Source organism: Devosia sp., from assembly GCF_034675085.1.
Lineage (GTDB): Bacteria > Pseudomonadota > Alphaproteobacteria > Rhizobiales > Devosiaceae > Devosia.
Genome location: NZ_JAUCDN010000338.1, coordinates 1 through 3458 on the forward strand (window position 1 = coordinate 1; position 3458 = coordinate 3458).

General features: G+C 62.8%; 5 protein-coding genes. 3 read left to right on the forward strand and 2 right to left on the reverse strand.

The genetic code is table 11. The features are described 5' to 3' along the window. Both VDP82_RS15870 and lgt read right to left on the reverse strand, forming a co-directional pair. Window positions 1-843 (reverse strand): class I SAM-dependent methyltransferase (locus tag VDP82_RS15870; protein ID WP_323015800.1); only part of this gene is annotated, 843 nt, incomplete at its 3' end. A 158-nt stretch (window positions 844-1001) separates the two neighbouring features. Further along, window positions 1002-1826: a prolipoprotein diacylglyceryl transferase gene (gene lgt / locus VDP82_RS15875; protein WP_323015801.1), complete on the reverse strand. Its 825-nt coding sequence runs from the start codon at window positions 1824-1826 to the stop codon at window positions 1002-1004. Between the two features lie 110 nt (window positions 1827-1936). Here lgt and VDP82_RS15880 point away from each other — a divergent pair, with 110 nt between their 5' ends. The 3 genes from VDP82_RS15880 to VDP82_RS15890 all read left to right on the forward strand — a co-directional run. After that, the gene (locus VDP82_RS15880) at window positions 1937-2191 is read left to right on the forward strand and encodes an accessory factor UbiK family protein (protein ID WP_323015802.1); all 255 of its coding nucleotides are present in this window, start codon (window positions 1937-1939) and stop codon (window positions 2189-2191) included. A 383-nt stretch (window positions 2192-2574) separates the two neighbouring features. Beyond that, entirely contained in the window at window positions 2575-3075 is a 501-nt protein-coding gene (locus VDP82_RS15885) for a YbjN domain-containing protein (RefSeq protein ID WP_323015803.1), read from the forward strand. Next, window positions 3072-3458: pyrroline-5-carboxylate reductase family protein (locus VDP82_RS15890; RefSeq protein ID WP_323015804.1), on the forward strand; the 387-nt coding region annotated here is incomplete at its 3' end. The genes VDP82_RS15885 and VDP82_RS15890, both read left to right, overlap by 4 nt.

The following is a 3458-nucleotide window of genomic DNA, read 5'->3' on the forward strand; positions in this document are numbered from 1 at the left end:
CGCCTCGAAATCGACATGGGCGGACAGGTCGGTTTCCCCCGGCGCCTCCAGCACATCGGCATAGCGATGGTTGCGCACGCCCTGCAATGTCTCGCCGGTCTGGGTGCGGCCATAGCCGTAGTCGATGGCCAGCAGCGCCCCGCCCAGCCGGCCGATCAGCGCCGACAGGCGCTTGGTCACCTCGCCGCTGGCCAGTCCGACCTCGAAAACGGCATTGATCTCGGCCTGCGCCACCGCCTCGGGCATGGCTTGCGGCGCAATGGGTGTCGGATTGAGCCCGAAGCTGCGCCGGCCCTCGCTCAGCCCCACCATGCGCTCGTGCCAGCCATCCTGCATGCGCACGAATTGGCGGATCGGCATGGCGTCGAAAAATTCATTGGCCACGACCAGCAGAGGCGCCTCGTCGATCTTTTCGAAGGCGTCGATCCATTGCGGCTCATAGGCGGCGAGCCGGGCGTTCTGCTCGGCGATCAGCGCCGGATTGGTCTCGAAGAAGCGCAGCGCCAGCCCGTCGCGAAATCCCTCGGCGCGGCAGGCGACGCGCAGGATATCGGCCATCAGCGTGCCCCGGCCCGGCCCCAGCTCCATCAGCGTGAAGCGTTTGGGGCTGCCCATCTGCTGGAAGAGATTGACCAGGAAAAAGCCGATCAGCTCGCCGAACATCTGGCTGATTTCCGGCGCGGTGACGAAATCCCCCGCTGCCCCGAGCGGATCGGCGGTGCGGTAATAGCCCTTCTTCGGGTGGGTGAGGCACAGCCCCATATAATTGGCCACCGACATGGGCCCGCCGGTGCGGATCTGCATGTCGATGAGTTCGGAGAGGGTGGGGGATTTATCGGGCATCAAGCAACTCCCCATCCACCAGCCCAACTCCTCCCCCTTGACGGGGGAGGTTGGGAGGGGGTGTCGGGAGCCCGAATACAAGGGCTAAACGCCCCCACCCCGGCCCTCCCCGCAAGGGGGAGGAGGCGATGGAGCTCAAACCTGTGTGCATGATCGCCTTACCCACGAACGAGCCTCTCCTTGCGCGTTGCGGCCCACACCACCAGCCCGATGCCGCCCAGCACCAGCGGCAGGCTCAGCACCATGCCCATGGTGAGCCACCCGCCATAGAGATAGCCGATCTGGCTGTCGGGCAGGCGCACGAATTCCACCGCGATGCGCGAGAGGCCATAGCCGATGCCGAAAATGCCCGCCGCCATGCCCGGCTTGCGCAGGCAATAGAACACATGGGTAAAGAGCCGGATGACCAGGAACAGCAGGAGCCCCTCCAGCGCCGCCTCATAGAGCTGGCTGGGGTGGCGCGGCAATTGCTCGGGATCGGTGGGGAAGATCACCCCCCAGGGCAGGCTGGTGGGCGCGCCATAAAGTTCGGCATTGATGAAATTGGCGATGCGCACCAGGAAAATGCCGATGGTGGAGACCGAAGCGATCAGGTCGAGCCCGCTCAGCCAGTTGCCGCCCTTTTTATGAGTGAAGGCGATGACGGCGATCACCAGCCCGATCATGCCGCCATGAAAGCTCATGCCGCCATCGAGCGTGTTGACGATTTCGAGTGGATTTTCCAGATAATAGGGCAGGTTATAGAACAGCACATAGCCGATGCGCCCGCCCAAAACGATGGCCACCATGGTCCAGAAGGCGAAATCCCAGATGTCCCTGGCGGGGAAGGGGGGGCGTCCCTTGTGCCAGAGCCGTTCATTGGCCAGCAGCAGATAGCCGTAGCCCGCTCCCAGCCCGACCCCGAAAAGATAGCCCAGCGCATACCAGCGTATGGTGAAGGGGCCGATGGCGAAGGCGATCGGGTCGATATCGGGAAAGGGCAAAAGCGGCTCCTGCGGCAATCGGGCGGACCATTGCCGCTTCGCTGTCTCTGGTCAAGACGCTGGCCTTACCCTAGATAGGGGAAACGAGGGCCGAACCGAATGGGTGAGCGATGAACCAGAGCAACAGGATCTTCGACGATCTGGGCCGTTTGATGAACGAAGCCGCCGGCATGGCCGATGGGGTGCGCCGCGAGGTCGAAACCGTGGTCCGCTCGCAGGCGCAGCGCTTGGTGGCCGATATGGATCTGGTCAAGCGCGAGGATTTCGACGCCCTGCGCGAGCTGGTGCAGGTCCAGGGCGAGGAAATCGACGCCCTCAAGAAAGAAATCGCCGCGCTCAAGACCAAGGGCAAGAAGGCCGAATAAGGGTTTCGCAGGGCGTTATATCCCCGTCCTTGCTTATCCCCGCCGCGTCATTCCGTTCTATCTTTCTGCTCAGACCCGCCGGCGCCTCTGCCGCCGGGCTTTTCCCGTTTCTGGCCCAAAAACCAGCCCCGCCAAGGGGTTGCGCGTTCACATCTGCGCCAAAACGAGACGAAATGCCATGAAACGTGATGGTCGGCGTTAACAGTCTGTTAACGCAAAGCCCCTGAATGTCATCCACAAGAGAATGACGTCCGCGGCCCGCGTCGCGTCCCCTGAATCAGTGTTGGGGTGTAGGGTCGTTTCATCAGGACGATTCGGAGGCCGCGTGCCTGCGGCCAGTGCCTGAGTATCCGAAAACTGCCGGTCAACGGACGGACCCGCCCATGTCGCTTCTGCAAGTCGAGCCCGATCGCAATGTCCACCCCGTGGACATCATCGAGCATATCGCCTCGATCAATGACTGGACCTTCGAGCGGCAGGACGCGGACGAGATTTCCATTTCCGTGCGCGGCGGCTGGAGCGACTATCACGTTTCGTTCAACTGGATGGAAGATCTGGAGAGCCTGCATGTTGCCTCGGCCTTCGATCTGCGCGTGCCCGAGGGGCGGCGTGCCGAGGTCAAGCAATTGATTTCGCTCATCAATGAGCAGTTGTGGATTGGCCATTTCGACATCTGGAATAAGGAAGGCGTGGTGCTGTTCCGCAATTCGCACCTGCTCACCGGCGGCGCCGATGTCTCGCCCCAGCAATGCGAAGCGCTCTTGCGCTCGGCCACCGATAGTTGCGATCTTTACTATCAGGCGTTCCAGTTCGTCGTCTGGGCCGGCAAGACCGCCGCCGACGCGCTGAGCCATGTGATGTTCGAAACCGTGGGTGAAGCATGAGCGCAACATTGCGCGCCATCGGTCCGGTCATGCTGGTGGGTGCCGGCAAGATGGGGCTGGCGCTGGCCAAGGGCTGGCTCGATGCCGGCCTGCCCGCCGCCAACCTGCTGCTGGTCGAGCCGCATCCGACTGAAATTACAACCGAATTTGCCCGGGACTATGAGGTCGCCATCACCCCCGAAGCGGTGGGGTTGCAGCCCAATGTCATCGTTTTGGCGGTCAAGCCGCAGATTATCGACGCGGTGATGGCCTCGCTGGCGCCGGCCATCGGCCCGCATACAATGGTGCTTTCCATCGTGGCGGGCATTGATATCAAACGACTTTCCGCCGGCCTGGGCATGGGCCGGGTGGTGCGCGCCATGCCCAATACGCCGGCGCAGATC

Excerpts from the sequence above, each read along its gene's own strand:
- VDP82_RS15880 (WP_323015802.1), top strand. The coding sequence starts at position 1,937 with ATGAACCAGAGCAACAGGATCTTCGACGATCTGGGCCGTTTGATGAAC.
- VDP82_RS15885 (WP_323015803.1), top strand. The coding sequence starts at position 2,575 with ATGTCGCTTCTGCAAGTCGAGCCCGATCGCAATGTCCACCCCGTGGAC.